A 17,569-nucleotide genomic window follows, 5' to 3' on the forward strand; every position below is an offset into this window, starting at 1 on the left:
ATCCCCTGAAGAAAACAATGGACACGAACCTGACCCCTCCCTCCCTGCCCGAAGTCCGCCGCGCCCTGGCGCGCTCCATCGGCCTGGCTGCCTTTGTCTACGGCTATCCGCTGATAGAGACCTACCGCACCTGCCGCCTGCAGACCGATGCCGGCGCCGCACGTGCCACCGGTTTGGGCCTGGACATGCGCGGCGACTTCGACACGCTGCACCACAGCCAGCGCCCCTCCACCCATGAGGACCGCGACGTGGTCACGCCCGCCAACGACCTGCTGTACTCGCTGGCCTGGATCCACCTGGCCGACGGCCCGCGCCTGCTGACCGTGCCCTCCAGCGCCGCGCATCCGGGCCGCTATTTCGTGCTGGCCCTGTACGACGCCTATACCGAGAATTTCGAGAACCTGGGCCCGCGCAACTGCGCGCCCGAAGGCGAGACCGTGGTCCTGGTCGGGCCGGGCGGCCAGGTGCCGGAACACCTGGTCGGCCACCGTCTGGTGCACTGCCCCAGCAACCTGGTCTGGCTCATCGGCCGCACCGTGGTGGGCGATGCGCCCGACTGGCCTGCGGCCCGCGCACTGCAGGCCGACATCCGGCTGGAGCCCGCGCCAGGCACGCCGAAAGGAGGCCGCCCGGCCGCCGTCGCGAACTGGGTCGGCCCGCCCGTGGACGCCATGGCGGCCGCCTTCGAGAACCAGGAGCCTGCGGCCGAGGTTGCACCGCGCTTTTTTGCCAACCTCTGCCATGCGCTGGCCGAGGCACCTGGCCGCAAGGAGGACCAGGGGCTGCTGGCCTGGTTCGGCCAGGCCGGCCTGGTGGCCAGCGCCCACATGGCGTGGGAGCAACTGGAGGAGCCCGTGCGCGAAGGCCTGACCGAGGGCTTTGCCGACGGCGTGCGCACCGTGGCCGCCATGGGGCGCAACCGCCGGCCCCGGCCCTGGACCATGACGCCGTCCACCGGCCGCTACGGCAGCGAGTACCTGGGCCGCGCACGCACCGCCTACCTGGGCCTGGGCGCGCTGGCCACCAGCGAGGCCATCTACGCCGCCGCCCACCACGACGCAGGCCTGCAGCCGCTGGACGGCAGCCAGCGCTATGTGCTGCGCTTCGATGCCGCCGACATGCCGCCGGCCGATGCCTTCTGGTCCGTCACCCTGTATGACGCCGACCGCTTTCTCTACGGCAACGAGATCGGCCGCCACTCCATAGGGGACCGCACGCCGGGATTGCTGCGCGAGGCCGACGGCAGCCTGCAGATCGACCTGGGCCATGCCCGGCCGGCACAGGGCGCCGCCAACTGGCTTCCCACGCCGCACGGGCGCTTCTATCTCATCCTGCGCATGTACCACCCGCAGGCAGGCGCGCACCAATGGCCTGTTCCGCCCCTGCAGCCCGTGGCCGCATGAGACACGCCATGGACCTGAGCACCCTGGCCGAGGAGGCCGTCACCCACACATGCCCGCTGTACGAGATGCGCCGCATGCGCGCGGCCACCTCGCCCCGGCGCAATGCGGCGGGCGAGGCCGCGCCCGCACCGCTGCGCTGGTGCAACCAGTTCGTGCATGCACGCCAGCTGCTGCGCGCCGGCACCAGCCGCGTGGTCACGCCCAACAACGACACGCTCTACACCAACGCCTGGCTGGACCTGGGCGCCGGGCCGCTGGTGATCGATGTGCCCGACACGGCGGGCCGCTACTACGTCCTGGGCCTGCTGGACTTCTTCACCAACCCCTTCGCCCACCTGGGCCAGCGCCTGACGGGCACGGCTGCGCGCTCCTTCCTTGTCACGCCGCCCGGCTGGCAGGGGGCGCTGCCGCCACCGTTCGATGCGCCCGGCGCACACATTGCCGCGCCCACGCCCTGGCTGTGGGTGATAGGCCGCATCCTGGTCGATGGCGAGCACGACCTGCCCGCCGTGCACGCGCTGCAGGACGGCTTTGCGGTGCGCCCGCTGGCCGACTGGCAGGCGGGCACTCCCTCGCAGGCCCGTGCCTTCGACCCGGACTGCAATCCCCAGGCCGCACCCGACGCCGTGCCCAATGCCGTGCCCAACGCTGCGTACTACGCCGCCCAGGTCAATGCCGCGCTGCGCGACAACCCGCCACCAGAGGAACACACCGCACTGGTCGCACGCTTTGCTGCCGTGGGCCTGGGCGCCGGGCTGGGCGCACCCGATGCGGAACAGCAAGCCGCACTGCAACGCGCCCTGGACAGCGTGCTGCCCCGGCTGCGCGCGGCCAGCACGGGCCGGCGCCTGGACTCGGGCTGGGAACTTCCCGCTCTGGTCGAAGGCAGTTTTGGCGACGACTTCCAGGCCCGCGCCGAAATTGCGCTCAAGTACATCGGCATGCTGGAAAGCCGCGAGGCCATCTACCCGCTGGCCTGGCATGACGCCCAGGGCCGGCCCCTGCATGGCAGCCGCCGCTACCGGCTGCGCTTTGCCCCAGGCGCGCTGCCGCCCGTGCAGGCCTTCTGGTCCCTGACCCTCTACGGCGCCCACGACTGCATGCTGGCGGACAACCCCATCGACCGCTATGCGATCGGCGACCGCACGCCGGGCCTGCGCCCCGACACTGATGGCGATGGCGGGTTGACTATCCACATCAGCCACGCGCCACCGGCCAGCGAAGACCACCGCGCCAACTGGCTGCCCACGCCGCGCGAAGGCTTTTACCTGTGCCTGCGCGCCTACATGCCACGGCCCGAACTGCTGGACGGCCGCTACGCCCTGCCCCCCATCGAACCAGACCCGGAGACCCCATGAGCGCCAGAGACGACGACAAGCCCTTTTTGCTGGTGGGCACCGGCAGCGAAACCGTGGCGCCGGGCCTGCACATACTGCGCGGCCAGGGCCAGTCCTTCGTGGCCGAGACCGACGCGGGCCTGGTGGTGATCGACGCCGGCCCCGGCGGCAAGGTCAGCCAGGACATGATCGCCAGCCTGCGCCAGCTCAGCGACGCGCCCGTGCATGCGCTGTGCTACAGCCACGGCCACATCGGCTACAACGCGGGCGTGCCCGCCTGGCTGGAGCATGCGGCCGCGCGCGGAGAACCCGTGCCGCGCCTGATCGCCCACCGTAACCTGCCACGCCGCCAGGCACGCTACCGCGAGACCCGGGCGCTGCAGCACCGCATGGCCGAGATCCAGTTCAACCGCAGCGCGGGCTTTTTCGAGCACCGGCTGGACATGCACGAGCCCACCGAAACCTTCGACACGCGGCTGGAGATAGGCAGCGGGGACAGCCGCATCGAGCTGTTCTGGGCGCCGTCCGAGACCGACGACGCCATCGCGCTGTGGAGCCCCGGCCAGCGCGTGCTGTACGGCGGCGCGGCGCTGCTGGACTCCATACCCAACATCGGCACGCCCTTTCGCACGCTGCGCGACACCGTGCGCTGGGCCGACACGCTGCAGGCCATGGCCGCGCTGCGCCCGCTCAAGGCCGTGCGCGAGTTCGGTCCCGTGATCGAGGGCGAGCAGGCCGTGCAGCAGGTGCTGCTGCACACCGCACAGGCGCTGCGCTGGCTGCGCGCCGAAGTCGTGCGCCTGATGAACGAGGGCCTGAACGAGCAGCAGGTGCTGGCGGCCATGGACTATCCGCAGGAGCTGTTCGGCGTGGAGTGGATGAAGCCCACCTATGGCGACCCCAGCTACATCGTGCGCGACATCTACCGCTCGGAAAACGGCTGGTGGGACCGCAACCCGACCACGCTGCACCCGGCCCCGCCCGAGGCCGCAGGCGCCGCCATTGCCGAGGCCATCACCGACAAGCCCGGCCTGGTGGCCAGCGCCCAGGCACTGGCCGACGCGGGCCAGTGGCAGCTGGCCCTGCATGTGATCGACGTGCTGGCCACGGCGGCCGGCGACGCGCCCGAGATCGGCCAGGCCCGCAGCCTCAAGGCCGCCTGGCTGCGCGAGCGTGCGCGCGAGGTGGACAGCTATGTCTCGCGCAACCTCTACCGCGTGGGGGCCGACATGATCGAGCAGGGCACGCAGGCGCGCCTGGGGCTGCGCTGACGGGGCCGCGCACAGGAAAGGCGTCACAAGGCGTCACAAGGCGACACAAGGAGACAAGTGCATGAAGATGATGAAGAAGCACGGCATGGCCCTGGCACTGCTGCTGGCCATGGCCTGCACGGGCCACGCCCAGCCGGCACAGGATGCCGGCAACTACCCCGCCCGCCCCGTCACGCTGATCGTGCCCACGGCCGCCGCCGGCGGAACGGACACCATCGCACGGGTGTTTGCCGAAGGCCTGACCCGGCTGCTCAGGCAGCCCTTCGTGGTGGACAACCGGCCCGGCGCCAACGGCCTGGTCGGCGTGGAGCAGGCCGCGCGCAGTGCGCCGGACGGCTACCGGCTGCTGTTCACCTACACGGCGTCGATGGCCGTGAACCCCAGCCTCTACCGCAAGGTTCCGTATGACCCGATCAAGGACTTTGCGCCCATTGCGCAGATCGGCCGCGCCGGCAATCTGCTGCTGGTCTCGCGCGACCTGCCCGTGCACACGCTCAAGGAGTTCGTGGCCTATGCAAGCGCCCGGCCCGGCCAGCTCAGCTACTGCTCCTGGGGCCAGGGCTCGGGCGGGCACCTGACCATGGAATTCCTGCTCAAGCAGGCCGGCCTGCAGATGCAGCATGTGCCCTACAAGGGCAGCAGCCCCTGCGTGCAGGGCCTGCTGGGCGGGCAGGTGCAGGCGGCGTTTGCAGACACCTCGTCCACCGTGGAGCTGGTGCGTGCGGGCCGCGTGCGCGCCATCGCCCACAGCGGCGACAAGCGCATTCCCAGCCAGCCGGACCTGCCCAGCCTGACCGAGGCGGGCTACCCGTTCCACAACTATTCCTGGTACGGCGTCTTCGCGCCCGCCAAAACGCCGCAGCCCATCGTGGACAAGCTCAACGCCGCCATCAACCAGTTGCTGCAGGACCCGGCCACGGCCAAAAAGCTGGGCGAGCTCAACCTGACCGATCTGCCCCGGACCACGCCCGCGCAATTCGCCGACACGCTGCGCCAGGACCTGGCGGACTGGGGGCGGCTGGTGCGCGAGGTGGGTGTGCAGTTGGACTAGCAGCTCACTCGGCGACGATGCCCGTCCTGCGCACCACCTCGCCAAAGCGCTTGAGGCGGTCGGACATCATGGCCTCGAAAGCCGCGGGGCTCATTTCCTCGGGCGGGGTCACGCCCCGGTCCTGCAGGCTGGCCACCATGGCCGGCGCCGTGGCGGCCTGGCGCACGGCCTTGAAGAGGGCCTGCACCACGGGTGCAGGCGTGCCGGCCGGCGCGGCCAGGCCGGTCCAGGAGCTCATGTTCAGCTGCGGGTAGCCGACCTCGGCCAGCGTGGGCACATCGGGAATTTGTGCCACGCGCTGCTCGGAGGCCACGGCCAGGGCGCGCACCTTGCCCGCCTGGATATGGGGCAGCATGGAGATGAGGTTGTCGAAGAACACCTGCACCTCGCCCGCCAGCACCGAGGTGACCAGCAGCGTGCCGCCCCGGTAGGGAACATGGGTGATGTCCAGGCCCGCATCGGCCTTGAACATCTCCATGTTGAGCTGGCCCATGCTGCCCGTGCCGCCGCTGCCGTAGTTGAGCTGGCCAGGGTGCTTTTTGGCATAGGCGATGAACTCCGCGAAGCTGCGGATGGGCAGGCTCGCGGGCACGACCAGCACATTGGGCAGGCGGCCCAGGATGGCGATGTTCTCGAAATCCTTGATGGGGTCGTAGCCCACCTTGGGCTGGGTCAGCGGATTGGCCAGGTGGCTGCTCTGCGAGGACACGACCAGGGTGTAGCCGTCCGGCCTGGCGCGCGCCACGGCCAGCGCAGCCACCGAGCCGCCCGCGCCGGGCCGGTTCTCCACCACGATGGGCACGCCCAGGATGCGCGCCATGGGCTCGGCGTACTGGCGCGCCATGGCGTCCACCGAGCCACCGGCCGGAAACGGCACGATGAAGCTGATCTGGCGCGTGGGGTAGCCGGCGGCCTTGCCTTCGGCGGCCAGCGCCGCAAGCGGGGCCAGCACACCCAGGCCCAGCCCCGCGCCGAGCACGCGGCGGCGGGAAGGGTGGCTGCCAGCCTGGCGGGCGATAGGGGTCATGCTCATGTCTCCTCCTTATGGAAATACGTCGGCTGCGCCCGGCCATCCAGGGCGCCCTGGGGGCTCCCTGGGCGTGCCCTGCTTACTCGGCCACGATATGGGCCTTGCGCACCACCTCGCCGAAGAGCTTCAGGCGCTCGGCCATCATCTTCTCGAAGGCGGCGGGGCTCATCTCCTCGGGCGCGACCACGCCGCGCTCCTTGAGGCTGGCCACCATGGCCGGCGCCGTGGCCGCCTGGCGGATGGCCTTGTACAGCGTCTGGACGATGGCGTCGGGCGTGCCCGCAGGCGCCGCAATGCCGGTCCAGGAACTCATGTTGAGCTGGGGATAGCCGACCTCGGCCATGGTGGGCACGTCGGGCAGCATGGGCAGGCGCTGCTCCGAGGCCACGACCAGGGCGCGCACCTTGCCCGACTGCACGTGGGGCAGCATGAAGACCAGGTTGTCGAGGATGAACTGCACCTCGTTGCCGATGGCCGCCGTGACCAGCGGCGAGCCGCCACGGTAGGGGATGTGCGTGGCGAAGATGCCCGTGGCGGCCTTGAGCATTTCCACATTGAGCTGGCCCATGCTGCCGATGCCGGCGCTGCCGTAGTTGACCTGGCCGGGGCGCTTTTTCACGTACTCGATGAACTCCTGGAAGTTCTTCACAGGCAGGCTGGAATGCACCATCAGCGCATTGGGCTGGCGGCCCAGGATGGCAATGTTCTCGAAGTCCTTGATGGGGTCGTAGCCCACCTTGGGCTGGGTCAGAGGATTGGCCAGGTGGCTGCTCTGCGAGGACACGACCAGGGTGTAGCCGTCCGGCTTGGCGCGCGACACGTACTGCGTGGCCACCGAGCCGCCCGCGCCGGGCCGGTTCTCCACCACGATGGGCACGCCCAGGATGCGCGACAGGGGCTCTGCGTACTGGCGGCCCATGATGTCCACCGAACCGCCGGGCGGAAACGGCACGACCAGCGTGATCGGGCGCGAGGGGTACTTGTCATCGGCGCGTGCGGCCAGCGGCGCCAGCGCGGACAGGCCCGCCAGGCCAAGGCCTGCGCCCAGCAGCTTGCGGCGGGTGTTCAGGGAGGGGTTCACGGACAGATTTTTCATGGGTATCAGCGCAATCAGGGGTGATCAAAGATGGCGAGGGCCACGGCCTGCGCACGCGGCACGAAGGTGGCCAGCTCGCAGTACTCGCGCTCGGTATGGGGATGGCCGCCCACGGGGCCGGTGGCGCACAGCGTGGGCACGCCCACCGACGCGGTCAGGCCGCTGTCGGCCGCACCGCCCGTGAACTCGCCCTGCACATCAAAGCCCAGCGACTGCGCGCCGCGCCGGTACAGCTGCAGCAGCGCATCAGGCGTGGGCGCCATGGGCAGGGTGCGGCGCACGGCGGTGACGCGGCCCTGGGTGCGGGGCACGGACTCTTCCTCCACGATGGCGCGGATGCGCTCCATCAGCGCATCGGGATCGGTCTGGGCCGTGTAGCGCACATCGAGCTCGGCCTTGGCGTGGGGCGCCACCATGTTCGGCACGATGCCGCCCTGCAGCACGCCCACATTGGTGGTCGTGCCCGTGGCGGGATCGGTCAGCGCATGCAGGGCCAGCAGCTTGCGCGCCATGGCCTCCAGCGCGCTGGCGCCGGCCGCGTGGTTGATGCCCGCATGGGCGGCCACGCCCTGCACCTCGAACTCCACGGCCATCGATCCCTTGCGGCTGGTCACCAGGTTGCCGCTGACGCGGCCCGGCTCGGCGTTGAAGACGGCGCGCGCACCGCGCACCGTGTCCATGATGGTCTGGCGCGTGGCGGGCGAGCCGATTTCCTCGTCGCACGAGAAGAACAGCTTGAGCGGCGCCTTCAGGCCGCCACAGCGCGCAAAGGCCTCGGCCACGAAGACGTTGAGCACCAGGCCCGACTTCATGTCGGCCACGCCGGGACCGTAGGCCCTGCCCTCTTCCACGCGGAAGGGGCGGCGCGCCACGGTGCCCGCCGGGAAGACCGTGTCCATATGGCCCATCAGATAGATGGGCGCGCCTTCGGCCGGGCCGTCCCCGTCGGGACCGACGACATCGGCATGCAGCAGCACGCCGTAGCCGGGCACGTCCTCGAAACGCACGGCCACGCCGGCCGCCTCCAGCCGCTCGCGCAGCGCCTGGGCCACGGCCAGGATGCCGGCTTCATCGCGGCTGCCGCTGTCGATATCGACAATCCTGTGCAACAGATCTTGCATGGCCTGCTGCTGGCCGCCCAGCCAGTCCAGCAGTCTCGCGCGCTGCTGCACGCGGCTTTGTTCGAGGGTATCGTGCATGGTGGAATCTCCAGAGTGCATGCAGTGTTGCACGCGACCCCCTATTTTGCAACACACGTTGCATATACAAGAAAAATATGAAATCACCATTGCAAAAAGCCACACTGCTGCTGCCGCAGCGCCTGGCGCAGCAGGGCGCGGAGCTGACGGCCAGCGAACTGACGCTGGCCCAGACCCTGGGCAGCAACTACCCGCATGCGCTGCTGGAGTCAGCCACGGCGCTGGCCGCGCACACGGGCACCAGCGCCTCGACCGTGGTGCGCCTGTTCGCCAAGCTCGGCTATGCCAGCTATGCCGAGGCCCAGCGCGAGGCGCGCGGCGAGGTGACGGCGCTGCTGCAGACGGCCGCCCAGCGCGCGCCCGTGCTGCTGGGCGCGCAGCGCAGCCTGAGCGAGTGCGTGGACGATGCGCTGCTGCACGACCAGCACAACATCCAGGCCACGCGCGAGGGGCTGGACATGGCGGCCTTCGAGGCCATGGCCCGCAAGCTGGCCCAAAGCGAGGGCCGCGTGTTCGTGCTGGCCCAGCTCAACAGCTCGCCGGTATCCGCCTGGCTGGCCCTGCACCTGAACATGTGCCGCCCCGGCGTGCAGGAGCTGGATGCCGGAGCCATCGCGCCGGCCGACCAGCTGCTGTGGATCGGCCCCTCGGACACGCTGCTGGCCTTCAGCGTCAGCCAATATTCGCGCGGCACCTTCGAGATAGCGCAGCGCTTTGCCGACGCCGGCGCCCAGGTGCTGGCCCTCACCGACAGCCCCGCCGCGCCGCTGGCCACCGTGGCCCACCACTGGCTGCAGGTACGCACGGCCAATGCCTCGCCCTTTCACTCCTACACGGCGGCCTTCTACCTGTGCAACGCCCTGGTATCGGCCGTGGCCCAGCTGCGCCACAAGGATGTGTCCGAGGCCCTGGCCCGGCGCGACGCGCTGTGGAAGGAGTTCAACCACCAGCTGATCAGGACGCCCGAGCCGCGCGGGCCGGCTCGCGCCGCGCGCAAGCCACCCGCGCGCAGGTCTTCTACATAGACCAGTAGTACTTGAAGCTCAGCGTGGCCTCGCGATCCACGCCGCGGAAGATGCCTGCGAAGTACTTGCGGTTGAACAGGTTGTTGATGTTCAGCGCGATGCGGTACTGCGGCGTCTCGTAGGCCAGCGCCAGGTCGGCCAGTGTGGCGGAGTCGTTGATGTTCAGCGTGCCGTCCGCTGCCACGTTGTAGGGAGAGCGACCCTTGTAGCGCAGGCCGCCGGCCACCATCAGGCCCGGCACCGCGCGCGGTCGGTAGTCCAGCCACAGGCTGGCCATGTGGCGTGTGGTCTGTATGGTCTGGCGGCCGATTTCGGCGGGCCGGTTGCTCTGCGTGGTGCGCGGGTCCAGGTAGGTGTAGCTGGCCAGCGCGTTCAGCTCGCGCGTGAGCGCGAAGCGGCCTTCCAGCTCCAGCCCCGTGGAGCGCACCTCGCCCGTCTGGATGCTGAAGCGCGGGTGGTCAGGGTCCAGCGTGGTGACGTTGGTCTGGCGCAGGTCGAAGACCGAGGCCGTGATCAGCGAGGTGCTTCCCGGAGGCTGGTACTTCACGCCCGCCTCGTACTGCTTGCCGCGCCGGGGCTCGAACGGATTGCCGTCGTACTGCAGGCCCGTGACCGGATCGAAGGAGGTCGCGTAGCTCGCATAGGGCGCCCAGCCGCTGTCGAACAGGTAGAGCAGGCCCGCGCTGCCGGTGGTGGCGCTGTCGCTCATGCGCGGCTGGGTGCTGCTGTTCTGCGTGGTGCGCGCCTGGTCATGGCGCAGGCTGAGATTGGCCACCCAGCGGTCCCACTTGAACTGGTTGAGCGTGTAGATGCCGGTCTGGCGCAGGTCCGTGCGGCTGTCCTCCAGCTCTGGATAGGCGATGGACTGGCCATAGGCGGGGTCGAGCATGTCCAGGTCGGGCACATCCCAGCCAAAGCCCAGGCCGCCGCGCTCCCTGTACTTCACATGGTCCATGCCGAAGGCCATCCGGTGCTGCAGCCCGCCCCAGCGCAGGTCCTTCTGCAGGCGGGTGTCCAGCGCCAGCGTGCGGCCCTTGGTGCGCTGGGCCAGGCTGGCGCGCGAGACGCTTCGGCCGTCGGCCAGCACGTCCATGGCGTAGATGTGGCGGTAATCGATGTCGATGGTGGAGTAGCGCAGATTCTGCGTGAGCTGCCAGCCGCTGTCGGTCTGGTGCGAGAACTCGTAGCCCAGCGATCGCGTGTCGCGGTCGAAGCGGTCGAAGGACGGGTCGCCGGCCGTCAGGTGCGCGGGCAGGTCCTTGATCTGCGGGTAGGTGAACAGGCTGGGCCACCAGGACTTGGGCGTGCCGCGCTCGCGCGAATAGCTGCCCAGCACGGTCAGGTGGGTGCGGCCGGAGAGGTTCCAGCGCAGCGAGGGCGCGATGGAGATGCGGTCATCGCGCGAGCCCACGGTGCGTCCGTCGCTGTCACGCGCCTTGAGGTTGAGCCGGTACAGCAGGTCGCCCGAGGCATCCAGCGCGCCGCCCAGATCGGCCGTGGCCTGGGCGCGCTGGTAGCGGCCATAGGACAGGCCCACGCTGTTCACATGGTCGGCCTCGGGTTTCTTGGAGACCACGTTGATCACGCCGCCCGGCCGCCCTTGGCCAAAGAGCACGGAGGCCGGGCCCTTGATGACCTCGATGCTGTCCAGCTCGTCGATCTCGTCGTTCCACGAACCATAGGTGCCGGCTGAAAACTGCCGCAGGCCGTCCTTGTAGTAGGAGCTGCCATCGCTGAAACCCCGGATGATGGCGCCCGTCATGCGCAGGTCCGCGCCCGTGACTTCGGTGGACACGCCGGCCGTGTACGACAGGGCCTGCTCGATGCTCTTGGGCGCCTGGTTCTGCAGCTGCTCCTGGGTGACGATGGAGATGGAGCGCGGCGTCTCGATCAGCGGCGTGTCCAGCTTGGTGCTGGCGCTCCTGCCGCTGCCCACGTAGCTGCCCGGCGCGGCCATGCGCTGCGATGTCACGTTGACCGTGGACAGCGTGGTGCCCGCCGACGGCTGAGGCTGCGGCGCAGGCGCCTTGCGCAGCGTGAACGTGCCCTGCTCGGTGCTGTGCGCGGTCACACCGGTGCCAGCCAACAGCCGGTCCATGGCCTCCTGCGGCGTGAAGCTGCCTTGGAGGGCCGGCGCCTGGCGGCCGCCCAGCACGGCTTCGTCGTACAGCACCTGGAACTGGGTCTGGCGGCCAAAGGCGCGCAGCGCGTTGATCAGCGGCTGCGCCGGCTGGTCAAAGGCCAGGCGCTGTCCGGATGACGGCATCGGTGAAGAGGCGGCCGGCTGCTGAAGCTGTTGCGCACGGGCGGACGGCGCGGCCCCCATGCCGGCCACGGCACCAGCCACCAGCCACGCCAGCAGGCGCGGCCTGGCCTGCGGGCCGGCGCCCTGCTCCTTCATGTTCCTGTGTCGGGCATGCGTGCCCCTGCCTGCGAATTCCCTGCCTGCTGCTTCTTGCGCTCTCATTGCCACTCCGTTGCTGTGCCGTTGCACGGGCACGCGACGGGCAGGCTGCAGGCAGCCGTCGCGGGCGATCAGGAACCGCGTCGGACAAGCCATTCCAGCCCACCCGCGCATGCGCGTCAGGTGTTGCGGCCGTTGGCTGGGGCGTGAGGGACGAGCGCCCTCGGTGGTCCTTGGCTGGCAGCCGTGCGGGCCTGGAAAATCCACGCCCCTGCCCCTATAGAAGCCAAGACCGGTGCAAAGCTGGAACCTGGGGTTGGCCGTCAGTTTGAAACAAATTGTTTCTCAACCTTCGATTCATCCCCGCACGATCAGCCACCCTCCGCCGCTGCGCGGCTGCACGCGTACCGCAATCAAGGCAGGCAGCGCGCGCACAAAGCGCTCGGGCGCGGCCGTGGCCAGCAGGCCCGAGACACGCAGGCGGCCCAGCGACTCGTCGCCCAGCTCCACGGGTGCACCCAGATAGCGCGACAGCTCCTGCGCCACCTCCGCCAGCGGCGTGCCGCTGAAGCGCACCTGGCCCGTGCGCCAGTCGCCCACGCTGTCCGCATCGGCCACCACGGAGCTGTGCCGGCCGGCGCTGTCCACAGCCACGCCCGCGCCTGCCGCCAGCAGCAGAACATCGCCCCCGGCCCGCTCCCGCTCGGGCCGCAGCTGCACCTTGCCCTCCAGCACCTTCACCACCAGCCGCGGCGGCCCGGCGCGCACATTGAACGCGGTGCCCACCACCCGGACGCGGCTGGCGCCGGAGTCCACGGTGAAGGGCCGGTCCGGGCCGGGCGTGACCTCGAAGAAGGCCTCGCCCCGATCCAGCACCACCTCGCGGCGGCGCGGGTAGTAGCGCACCTGAAGTTCGCTGTCCACGTTGAGGGCCACGCGCGAGCCATCGGGCAGCTCGATGCTCTGCGTCTGCCCGGGCGCCGTGCGGGCCTGCAGCGTATAGCCCGGCGTGTGATCCCAGCGGTACCAGCCACCCCAGGCCAGCAGCGAGACCACCGCCAGCACGGACAGGGCTGCTGCAGGGCGGCCGGGCCAGCGGGCATGAACGCGCTGGCCCGGCGGCGCGGCCGCTGGTGCAGCGCAGACGGCAGGCGCGGCGGGCGGCACCGCTGCGCCAAACTCATCGGGAAACAGTTCCCTGAGCTGTGGCGCGCCATGCCAGTGGCGCGACATGCCTTCGAAGATGCTGCGGTGCAGCGGGTTGGCGCCCAGCCACGCATCCAGCGCGCGCTCATCGGCGCCCGTCCAGTCCGGCTGCTGGCGGCGCACGAACCAATCGGCCGCCCTGTCATGCAGCCCCACCAGCTCCTGCGGCGAAACGCCCGGGGGAAGTTCGTTGCTCATCGTGTGTTCTCTGCGGCGCCCGGCCGCTGCTCGTCTGCGCGCAGCAGGGCACGCATTTGCTCGGCGCTGGCGTAGCGTACGCGGATCTCGCAATAGGACAGTGCCCGGCTCAGGTGGCGCGAGACCATGCGCACGGTGATGTCCATGCGCTCGGCCGTCTGCTCCAGCGTCAGTTCCTGCACGCGGTGAAGCACGAAGGCCTGGCGCTGGCGCTCGGGCAGCTCGTTCAGGGCATCGCGCAGCCGGGCCAGGCGCTGGCGGCGCTCATCGTCCAGCGCATGATCGGCTCTGTCGCGGGCCGGCAGGGACTCGACCTCGTCGCGGCAATCCTCCACGGACACCAGCCGCACACCGGCCTGCTGCGGCGCCGTGCGGTGCGCGAAGGCCGCCACGCTGCGCACGACCTGATGCAGATAGGGCCGCTCTTCGTCCACGGGCAGGCACTTGTCGGCCGACAGCATGCGCACGAAGACCTCCTGGGAGGCATCCTCGATATCGGCCGGGCTCTTGAAGTACCGCGCCAGCATGCGCTGCAGCGGCTTGCGCCAGCGGGTGTAGAGACTGCGGGAATGGCCACCGGGCTCTCCCGGGGCGTCGTCGCGCTTCATGGCAGGCATGGCACGGCGGACGTGGAAGTTGTCCGGCGGCGGGGTAATGGGGGCGGAATCTGGAGCACGATGCAAACAGCTGAGCCGGCGATTGTATCGAGAACGATTCTCATCATCAGCTCGCCTTGGCCACAAAAAAAGGGCGCCGAAGCGCCCCTTGATTGCCGTGCCCGCAAGGGCCGCACCGGTTCAGTGCTGCAGGATCTTGTTGAGGAATTCCTTGGTACGCGGCTGGCGCGCTTCGGGGTTGCCGAAGAATTCGTCCTTGGAGCAGTCCTCCAGGATCTTGCCGCCCACGTCCATGAAGATCACGCGGCTGGCCACCTTGCGTGCGAAGCCCATTTCGTGGGTCACGCACATCATGGTCATGCCTTCGTTGGCCAGGCCAATCATCACGTCCAGCACTTCACCGACCATTTCGGGGTCCAGCGCAGAGGTGGGTTCGTCGAACAGCATCACGATGGGGTCCATGGACAGCGCGCGCGCAATGGCCACGCGCTGCTGCTGGCCACCCGACAGCTGGCCCGGGAACTTGTCCTTGTGCGCCGTCAGGCCCACGCGGTCCAGCATCTTGAGGCCACGCTTCTTGGCATCGTCCGGGCTGCGACCCAGCACCTTGATCTGGGCGATGGTCAGGTTCTCGGTCACCGACAGGTGCGGGAACAGCTCGAAGTGCTGGAACACCATGCCCACGCGGCTGCGCAGCTGGGGCAGGTTGGTCTTGGGATCGTGCACAGCCACGCCGTCCACGAAGATCTCGCCCTTCTGGAAGGGCTCCAGCGCGTTGATGGTCTTGATCAGCGTGGACTTGCCCGAGCCCGAAGGGCCGCAGACCACCACGACCTCACCCTTCTGGATGTTGGTGGAGCAGTCGGTCAGCACCTGGAAGCTGCCGTACCACTTGGAAACGTTCTTGAGTTCAATCATTGGTTCACTCCGACTCGTGTCAGTTGTCCATCGCCGCGCCGACAAGGGGCGCGGTCATGGGGGCGGGACGGCCAGCAAGGGCCGCCCCGCAGCCAAGGCCGTCGTCCCCCTTCAAGGGGGAAGGCGCGAAGCGACTCAGGGGGTGGTGTGTCATCGAATGATGGCAATCTTTTTGTGCAGGCGCTTGACTGCCCACGAGAGCGAGTAGCACAGCACGAAGTAGGTCACGCCAGCGGCCAGATAGGATTCGATGGGACGGCCATAGTTCTTGCCCGCCACTTCGAAGCCCTTGAGCATGTCGTAGGCACCGATGGCATAGACCAGCGAGGTGTCCTGGAACAGGATGATGGTCTGCGTGAGCAGCACCGGCAGCATGTTGCGGAAGGCCTGGGGCAGGACCACGAGGCGCATGTTCTGGCCGTAGGTCATGCCCATGGCCTGGCCCGCGGAGACCTGTCCGCGCGGGATGGACTGGATGCCCGCGCGCATGATCTCGCTGAAGTAGGCCGCCTCGAAGGCGATGAAGGTGATGATGGCCGAGACCTCGGCGCCGATGGGCCGACCGATGATCAGCGGCATCAGCAGGAAGAACCACAGGATCACCATCACCAGCGGCACGGAGCGCATGCCGTTGACGTAGAGCGTGGCGGGCACATCAAGCCACTTCTTGCCGGACAGGCGCATCAGCGCCAGCACGGTGCCGAAGAGCACGCCGCCGATGGTGGCGATGACGGTCAGCGTCAGGCTGAAGTACAGGCCCTTCAGCACGAAGTTGCTGAACAGGTCCCAGGTGAAGAACGACCAGTCGATTTGCAGGTTCATGTCAGTGTCCTCCGCCGCTGGCAGCGATCAGGCCCGGGACGCGCGAACGCTTCTCGATGAAGGCCATGATGCGGTTGATGGCAAAGGCGGAAACCACATACAGGCCGGTGACGGCCAGATAGATCTCGATGCCGCGCGAAGTCTCTTCCTGCGCCTGCATGGCGAACATGGTCAGCTCGGCCACGGACACGGCGAAGGCCACGGACGAGTTCTTGAACACGTTCATGGTCTCGCTGGTCAGCGGCGGGATGATGATGCGGAACGCCATGGGCAGCAGCACGTAGCGGTAGTACTGGAACGTGGTGAAACCCATCGCCATGCCCGCATAGCGCTGGCCGCGCGGCAGCGCCTGGATGCCCGAACGCACCTGCTCGGCGATACGCGCCGAGGTGAAGAAACCCAGCGCCAGCACCACGAGCACGAAGCCCGGCAGCGACTTCAGCGCAGGAACAAAGGACGGAACCACGTGGTACCACATGAAGATGTGGACCAGCAGCGGAATATTGCGAAACAGCTCCACCCAGGCATTGCCCAGCCGCACGATCCACGGCCGGCCCTCCAAAGTGCGCAGCGTGCCGATCAGCGATCCGACGACCAGTGCGATCAACAGCGACAGCAGCGACACGGAAATGGTCCAGCCCCAGGCCGACAGCATCCAGTCGAGGTAGGTGATATCGCCGTTCTTGCCGAAGCAGCTTTGACCGACCTCTTGGGTAATGGTGTCCTGGCAGAACACCTGCCAATCCCAACTCATAGGAGCACCCCTTCATTCAAAACACGAAATGCGTGCCGGCAGAAAAACCGGCGACGCAACAAAAAACGCCCCTTCCAACCGCATGGCAGAAGGGGCGGCATTCAGCTGGTGCTTACTTGACTTCGTACGACTCCATGGGCTTGTCGTTGGGGTGGGCCCATGCGTCCTTGGTGGCGTCGGACAGTGGCAGGCCGACCTTCACGTTGGCCGGGGGAATCGGCTGCATGAACCACTTGTCATAGAGCTTGGCCAGCGAGCCGTCGGCGATCTGGCGCTTGATGGAGTCGTCCACGGCCTTCTTGAAGGCGGGGTCGTCCTTGCGCAGCATGCAGGCGATGGGCTCGACCGACAGGGTTTCGCCGACGATCTTGTACTCGGCAGGTGCCTTGGACTTGGAGATGTTGGCGGCCAGGATGGAGCCGTCCATGATGAAGGCATCGGCACGGCCGGTTTCCAGCATCAGGAAGCTGTCGGCGTGGTCCTTGCCCATGACTTCCTTGAAGGTCAGGCCGTCGGCGCGCTTGTTCTTGCGCAGGGTCTGCACCGAGGTGGTGCCCGTCGTCGTGACGATGGTCTTGCCGTTCAGGTCCTTGATGCCGGTGATGCCGGAGTTGCCCTTGACGGCGATGCGCACTTCTTCCACGTAGGTGGTCACGGCGAAGGCCACATCCTTTTGGCGGGCCTGGCTGTTGGTGGTGGAGCCGCACTCGATGTCCACGGTGCCATTGGTCACCAGGGGGATGCGGTTTTGCGAGGTGACGGGCTGGTACTTGATGTCCAGCTTGGCCAGGCCCAGTTCCTTCTGGATGTCGGCCAGCACGCGCTCGCCCATCTCGGTGTGGAAGCCCACGTACTTGCCATTGCCCAGCGTGTAGCCCAGGCCGGAGGATTCACGCACGCCCAGCGTCACGGCGCCGGAGGACTTGATCTTGGCCAGGGTGTCACCAGCCTGCGCGAAAGCGCTGCCTGCAGCCAGGGCGGTCACGGCGATGGCCAACAAATGCTTCTTCATACGGGTCTCCTGAGATGAGAACGAAAACGGTCTTGATGAGAACGGTCGAGTCGCCTTGTGGGCTTGCTCGAACTATCAACGATGTGACACATATTGTGCAATCACGCACGGTGCTGGAGCACCGACACGTGCTAGGGCTTTCCAGCACGTCAGCCGGATTCAGGTAAGCAACTGCCGTGCCATGGCACGCGTTTTTTGCCCGATCCAGCGCACCGGCGGTCCTGCA

The 17,569-nt window shown here is 68.4% G+C and carries 15 protein-coding genes; 5 read left to right on the forward strand and 10 right to left on the reverse strand.

Going from position 1 to position 17,569, the window contains the following annotated elements; all coding sequences use genetic code 11:
- Positions 1-17: 17 nt before the first annotated feature.
- The 4 genes from ACUTR7_RS04830 (at position 18) to ACUTR7_RS04845 (ending at position 5,062) form a co-directional block, all read left to right on the forward strand.
- On the forward strand, positions 18-1,403 hold the full coding sequence (locus tag ACUTR7_RS04830) for a DUF1254 domain-containing protein (RefSeq protein WP_445608266.1): 1,386 nt from the start codon (positions 18-20) through the stop codon (positions 1,401-1,403).
- A gap of 8 nt (positions 1,404-1,411) precedes the next feature.
- A complete protein-coding gene (locus ACUTR7_RS04835; protein ID WP_445608267.1) occupies positions 1,412-2,761 on the forward strand; it encodes a DUF1254 domain-containing protein in 1,350 nt (449 codons plus the stop codon).
- Complete coding sequence (locus ACUTR7_RS04840; protein WP_445608268.1) at positions 2,758-4,011, forward strand: alkyl sulfatase dimerization domain-containing protein; 1,254 nt, start codon at positions 2,758-2,760, stop codon at positions 4,009-4,011. The genes ACUTR7_RS04835 and ACUTR7_RS04840 overlap by 4 nt, the downstream gene beginning before the upstream one ends.
- A gap of 61 nt (positions 4,012-4,072) precedes the next feature.
- Positions 4,073-5,062, forward strand: a complete 990-nt coding sequence (locus ACUTR7_RS04845) for a Bug family tripartite tricarboxylate transporter substrate binding protein (RefSeq protein WP_445608269.1) — start codon at positions 4,073-4,075, stop codon at positions 5,060-5,062.
- A 4-nt stretch (positions 5,063-5,066) separates the two neighbouring features.
- Here ACUTR7_RS04845 and ACUTR7_RS04850 read toward each other — a convergent pair whose 3' ends face one another.
- From ACUTR7_RS04850 to ACUTR7_RS04860, 3 genes are all read right to left on the reverse strand, one after another.
- Positions 5,067-6,095: a Bug family tripartite tricarboxylate transporter substrate binding protein gene (locus ACUTR7_RS04850; RefSeq protein ID WP_180318104.1), complete on the reverse strand. Its 1,029-nt coding sequence runs from the start codon at positions 6,093-6,095 to the stop codon at positions 5,067-5,069.
- Positions 6,096-6,171: 76 nt separating this feature from the next.
- Positions 6,172-7,188 (reverse strand): Bug family tripartite tricarboxylate transporter substrate binding protein, encoded by a 1,017-nt coding sequence (locus tag ACUTR7_RS04855; protein ID WP_013804170.1) that lies wholly within the window; start codon positions 7,186-7,188, stop codon positions 6,172-6,174.
- Positions 7,189-7,202: 14 nt separating this feature from the next.
- Positions 7,203-8,387: a M20 family metallopeptidase gene (locus ACUTR7_RS04860; protein ID WP_034390363.1), complete on the reverse strand. Its 1,185-nt coding sequence runs from the start codon at positions 8,385-8,387 to the stop codon at positions 7,203-7,205.
- Between the two features lie 77 nt (positions 8,388-8,464).
- Here ACUTR7_RS04860 and ACUTR7_RS04865 point away from each other — a divergent pair, with 77 nt between their 5' ends.
- On the forward strand, positions 8,465-9,412 hold the full coding sequence (locus ACUTR7_RS04865; protein WP_230357208.1) for a MurR/RpiR family transcriptional regulator: 948 nt from the start codon (positions 8,465-8,467) through the stop codon (positions 9,410-9,412).
- Here the strand turns inward: ACUTR7_RS04865 and ACUTR7_RS04870 are convergent.
- The 7 genes from ACUTR7_RS04870 to ACUTR7_RS04900 all read right to left on the reverse strand — a co-directional run bounded on the left by ACUTR7_RS04870 (position 9,405) and on the right by ACUTR7_RS04900 (position 17,343).
- Positions 9,405-11,813: a TonB-dependent siderophore receptor gene (locus tag ACUTR7_RS04870; RefSeq protein WP_034398155.1), complete on the reverse strand. Its 2,409-nt coding sequence runs from the start codon at positions 11,811-11,813 to the stop codon at positions 9,405-9,407. The two genes, ACUTR7_RS04865 and ACUTR7_RS04870, sit on opposite strands and share 8 nt — an antisense overlap.
- A gap of 360 nt (positions 11,814-12,173) precedes the next feature.
- Positions 12,174-13,220, reverse strand: coding sequence for a FecR family protein (locus ACUTR7_RS04875; RefSeq protein ID WP_445608270.1), 1,047 nt, complete (start codon positions 13,218-13,220; stop codon positions 12,174-12,176).
- Positions 13,217-13,828 (reverse strand): RNA polymerase sigma factor, encoded by a 612-nt coding sequence (locus ACUTR7_RS04880; protein ID WP_228676818.1) that lies wholly within the window; start codon positions 13,826-13,828, stop codon positions 13,217-13,219. Before ACUTR7_RS04880 ends, ACUTR7_RS04875 begins: the two co-directional genes overlap by 4 nt.
- A 189-nt stretch (positions 13,829-14,017) precedes the next feature.
- On the reverse strand, positions 14,018-14,755 hold the full coding sequence (locus ACUTR7_RS04885; protein ID WP_012203297.1) for an amino acid ABC transporter ATP-binding protein: 738 nt from the start codon (positions 14,753-14,755) through the stop codon (positions 14,018-14,020).
- A 150-nt stretch (positions 14,756-14,905) separates the two neighbouring features.
- On the reverse strand, positions 14,906-15,577 hold the full coding sequence (locus ACUTR7_RS04890) for an amino acid ABC transporter permease (RefSeq protein ID WP_012203296.1): 672 nt from the start codon (positions 15,575-15,577) through the stop codon (positions 14,906-14,908).
- A gap of 1 nt (position 15,578) precedes the next feature.
- Positions 15,579-16,331, reverse strand: coding sequence for an amino acid ABC transporter permease (locus ACUTR7_RS04895; protein ID WP_013804176.1), 753 nt, complete (start codon positions 16,329-16,331; stop codon positions 15,579-15,581).
- Between the two features lie 112 nt (positions 16,332-16,443).
- Positions 16,444-17,343 carry a transporter substrate-binding domain-containing protein gene (locus tag ACUTR7_RS04900; protein WP_063327262.1) on the reverse strand — a complete coding sequence of 300 codons (900 nt, stop codon included), beginning with the start codon at positions 17,341-17,343 and terminating at the stop codon, positions 16,444-16,446.
- Positions 17,344-17,569: the final 226 nt, after the last annotated feature.

The sequence above is a fragment of the Delftia sp. NA_296.1 genome (assembly GCF_052692095.1).